Here is a 4,336-nt window from a genome sequence, read left to right as displayed (position 1 = left end):
CCCCTGCCCCTCCCCTTGTCCGCGCACCCATCCGCACACCCCGCTCGGAGGCACCATCATGATCACCGGCCACGGAAAACACCGCCGCACGGGCCTGACGGCCCTCGCCCTGCTGCCGCTGGCCGCGTTGGCCGCCTGTGGCGGCGGGGGCGGCGGCAGCGACACCTCCGCCGAGGAGGGCAGCGGCAAGGGCACCATCAGCGTCTGGGCCCACCAGGGCCAGGCGGGCGAGACGGCCGCGCTGCAGAGCGCGGTGAAGTCCTTCAACTCCTCGCAGAACGCCGTCAAGGCCGAGCTGAAGCTGATCCCGGAGAACGACTACACCAAGACCATCACCGCCACCGACGCCTCCGAACTGCCGGACGTGCTGGAGTTCGACGGCCCGACGATGGCGAACTTCGTCTACAACAGCAAGCTCGCCCCGGTCGACGGCCACGTCTCCGCCAAGACCCTCGGCAACGCCACGGACGCGATCAAGGCGCAGGGCGAGATCGGCGGCAAGCACTACGGCCTCGGCATGTTCGACGCCGGGCTCGGTATGTACGCCAACAAGAAGCTGCTGGACGCGGCCGGCGTGAAGTACCCGACGGGCGTGGACGACGCCTGGACGCCCGAGGAGTTCGGCAAGGCGCTGGGGGCGCTGAAGGGCAAGGACTCCGACGGCAAGGTCCTCGACATATCGGAGCAGTACGGCCTGGCCTCCGAGTGGGGCACCTTCGGCTTCTCCCCGATTCTCTGGTCGGCCGGCGGCGGCCTGCTGAAGGACGGCAAGGCGCAGGGCGCCCTCGACAGCCCGAAGGCCGTCTCCGCGATGAAGACCTTCCAGTCCTGGAAGACCTACGTCGACCCCAACACCGACGGCAACGCCTTCGCCAAGGGCAAGGTGGCGCTGAGCTGGGTCGGCCACTGGAACTACCCCGCCTACAGTGAGGCCCTCGGCGACGACCTCGTCGTCCTGCCGCTCCCCGACTTCGGCGACGGCCCCAAGACCGGGCAAGGCTCGTGGGCCTGGGGCATCGGCGCCGACAGCAAGAACGGCAAGGCCGCCGGCGCCTTCCTGGACTACCTGCTGAACGACACCAACGTCGGCGCGATGACGAAGGCCAACGGCGCGGTGCCCGCCACCAGGACCGCGCTGGCCAAGAGCGACCTCTACAAGAAGGGCGGGCCGCTCCAGCTCTTCGCCGACCAGCTGGCCAAGCCGTGCGGCGACAGCGACATCAGCTCCTCCTGCGTCGCCGTCACCCGCCCGGTGACCGCCGGATACCCCACCGTCACCGCCAAGTTCAACACGGCCCTCAACTCGATCTACGGCGGCGCCGACCCCGAGGAAACCCTGCGCAAGGCCGCCCGCGCCATCGACCGGGACTTCACCGACAACGCCGGCTACGAGATCCCGTAACCCGCAGGACGTATCGGCCCGGGCGGGCCGCCGTCGACGTGGCGACACAGCCGTGCACCGACCGCGCCCGCCCCGCCGGGAAGAGGACCCCTCCCGTGAAAACCGTGGAACCCGCGCACGCCGCGGCCCCAGGCCGGGCGCAGGCCGTGTCGTCCGCACGCCCCGCGAAGCCCCCGCGTCCCGCGCGCGGCAACCGTGACCGGCTGCACGGACTGCTGATGTCCGCCCCGGCCGTCGGCGGGCTGATCGCCTTCGTCGGCATCCCGTTCGGCTACGCCGTGGTGCTCTCCTTCTACAACGTCCGCCTCGGCTCGCCGCTGGAGCCCGCCTTCTTCGGCGTGGAGCACTACCGGCGGCTGTTCACGGACCCCGACCTGTCCGGCCCGTTCCTGCGGGCGCTGCTGAACAACCTGACCTTCGCCGCGGTCGTCGTACCGCTCCAGACGGGTCTCGCGCTGGCGCTGGCGATCCTGCTCAACCGCAAGCTGAAGGCCATCGGCGTGTTCCGCGCCTTCTTCTTCATGCCGGTGGTCTTCCCGATGGCGCTGGTCGCCGTGATCTGGCGGCTGATCCTCGCCCGCAGCGAGCAGGGCCTGCTCAACTCCCTGCTGGACACCGTGAGTCTCGGCAACTGGGGCGCCTTCGACTGGCTCGGTGACGGCCTCACCGCGATGGGCTCGATCATCGTGCTGTCGGTGTGGCAGGGCGTCGGCTTCCAGATGGTCATCCTGCTGGCCGGTCTCCAGCAGATCCCGGGCGAGCTCTACGAGGCCTCCCAGCTGGACCGGGCCTCCCGCTGGCAGCAGTTCCGCCACGTCACCCTGCCCGGCATCCGCGGCACCCTCGTGTTCGTCGCGATGCTGACCTCGGTGCTGTCCTTCCGGGTCTTCGACCAGGTGTACATCCTCATCCGCGGCGGCGGCCTGGACGAGGACGCCACCCGGACGGTGATGTACCAGGCCGTCACCACCGCCTTCGACCAGAACAACATCGGCCAGGCCTCGGCCGTCACGGTGGTGTTCTTCCTGATCGTCGTCGCCCTGACCATCGTCCAGCGCCGCGTCGTCCGGCCCGACAACGAGGACTGACCAACCCATGGCCATGACCCGTACGCCCGTGCGCCGCGTCCTCGACTACACCGTCCTGAGTGTCCTCGCGTTCGTCTTCGCGCTCCCCGCGCTCTACCTCTTCCTCGGCAGCCTCAAGCCGTCGGACGAGGTACTGAACGGCCTGTCCGGCTTCCTGCCCACCCACCTCTCCTTCGACAACTACGCAGCCGTCCTCGACAGCCTGAACTCCGACAGCACCGGCTACTTCTGGCAGTTCATGGGCGTGTCGGTGCTGCTGTCGTTCGTGGTGGTGACGGGCGGGCTGATCGTCAACTCGATGGCGGCCTACGGGCTGACGCGGCTGAAGTGGCGCGGGCAGAACGCGGTGTTCACCCTCGTCCTGCTGCTGATGCTGATCCCGTTCGAGTCGGTGGCGGTGCCGCTGTTCTACATGTTCAACGGCCAGCGCAACACCCTGTTCATCCAGGCGCTGCCGTTCGTCGCCAACGCCTTCGCGATCTACCAGTTCCACACGTTCTTCAAGAAGATCCCGCCGACCATCGAGGAGGCGGCGCGGCTGGACGGCGCGGGGCCCTGGCGCACCTTCTTCGCGATCATCGTGCCGATGTCCAGGCCGGTGTTCGCCTCGGTCGCGATCCTCACGTTCCTGATCCAGTGGGGCTCCTTCCTGTGGCCGGTGCTCATGGTGTCCGACCCGTCCGTGCGCCCCCTGCCGCTGGAGATGAGCGTCTTCCAGGGCCAGCAGCCCCCGGACTGGGGCCAGATCCTCGCCTTCGGCGTGCTGCTGGTGCTGCCCGTGCTGATCGTCTTCGCGTTCTTCCAGCGCTGGTTCGTCGAGGGTGTGGCCAGCTCCGCCGTCAAGGGCTGACCCACCGGGGCGCCCCGGGCCGTCACTGTCAGTGGCCGGGTGCATGCTGGACGCATGACGGATGTCGGGGATCTGGCCGCCCTCGAGGCGGAGCTGCGCCGGGGCGTCCGGGGTGACGTGGGGTTCGACGTCACCTCCCGGGCGCTGGTCACCATGGACGCCTCCAACTACCGGCGGGTGCCGCTGGGCGTGGTCGCTCCGCGTGACGCCGACGACGTGGCGGCCGTCCTGGAGGTGTGCCGGGAGCGGCGGGTCCCGGTCGTCGCGAGAGGCGGCGGCACGTCGATCGCCGGGCAGGCGACGGGCACGGGCGTGGTGCTGGACTTCACCCGGCACATGAACCGGCTCGTGTCGCTCGACCCCGGGAGCCGCACCGCCATCGTGCAGCCGGGGCTGGTGCTCGACCGGCTCCAGGAGGCCGCCGCCCCGCACGGGCTGCGCTTCGGGCCCGATCCGTCCACGCACAGCCGCTGCACGCTCGGCGGCATGATCGGCAACAACTCGTGCGGTTCGCACTCGGTGGCGTGGGGGACGACCGCGGACGGTGTCCGGGAGCTGGACGTCGTCACCGCGCGGGGCGAGCGCCTGCGGCTCGGGCGGGACTGGGCCGGGGCGCCGGAGGGGCTGCGGGCGCTGGTGGAGGGCGAACCGGCCCTGCTGCGCACCGGCTTCCCGGAGCTGCCCCGCCGCATCTCCGGCTACGCGCTGGACGCCCTGCTGCCCGAGCGCGGCGCCGACGTGGCCCGCTCCTTCTGCGGCTCCGAGGGCACGCTCGGCGTGCTGACGGAGGCGGTCGTGCGCCTGGTCGAGGCGCCCCGCGCGCGTGCGCTGGCCGTGCTGGGCTACGCCGACGAGAGCGCGGCGGCGGAGGCCGCGGCCGGGCTGCTGCCCTTAGGGCCCCTGACGGTGGAGGGCATGGCGGCGGACCTGGTCCCGTCGCCGGAGGCGCTGCCGCGGGGCGGGGCCTGGCTGTTCGTGGAGACCGGCGGGGGGCTG

Annotated in this window: 4 protein-coding genes; all 4 read left to right on the top strand. The window is 70.9% G+C overall.

Annotation, left to right across the window (positions count from 1 at the left end; translation table 11 throughout):
• Nucleotides 1–58: 58 nt before the first annotated feature.
• Complete coding sequence (locus tag C1J00_RS38975) at nt 59–1,402, top strand: ABC transporter substrate-binding protein (protein ID WP_180989855.1); 1,344 nt, start codon at nt 59–61, stop codon at nt 1,400–1,402.
• A 95-nt stretch (nt 1,403–1,497) separates the two neighbouring features.
• Nucleotides 1,498–2,490 carry a carbohydrate ABC transporter permease gene (locus tag C1J00_RS38970; protein ID WP_102913604.1) on the top strand — a complete coding sequence of 331 codons (993 nt, stop codon included), beginning with the start codon at nt 1,498–1,500 and terminating at the stop codon, nt 2,488–2,490.
• 7 nt (nt 2,491–2,497) lie between these two features.
• Nucleotides 2,498–3,340, top strand: coding sequence for a carbohydrate ABC transporter permease (locus C1J00_RS38965; RefSeq protein ID WP_102913603.1), 843 nt, complete (start codon nt 2,498–2,500; stop codon nt 3,338–3,340).
• 72 nt (nt 3,341–3,412) lie between these two features.
• On the top strand, nt 3,413–4,336 hold a 924-nt coding region (locus tag C1J00_RS38960), incomplete at its 3' end, for an FAD-binding oxidoreductase (protein ID WP_146046348.1).

It is taken from the genome of Streptomyces cahuitamycinicus (assembly GCF_002891435.1).
Lineage (GTDB): Bacteria > Actinomycetota > Actinomycetes > Streptomycetales > Streptomycetaceae > Streptomyces > Streptomyces cahuitamycinicus.
The sequence above is the reverse complement of the archived record's forward strand: the minus strand, read 5'-3'. Positions and strand labels throughout refer to the sequence as shown.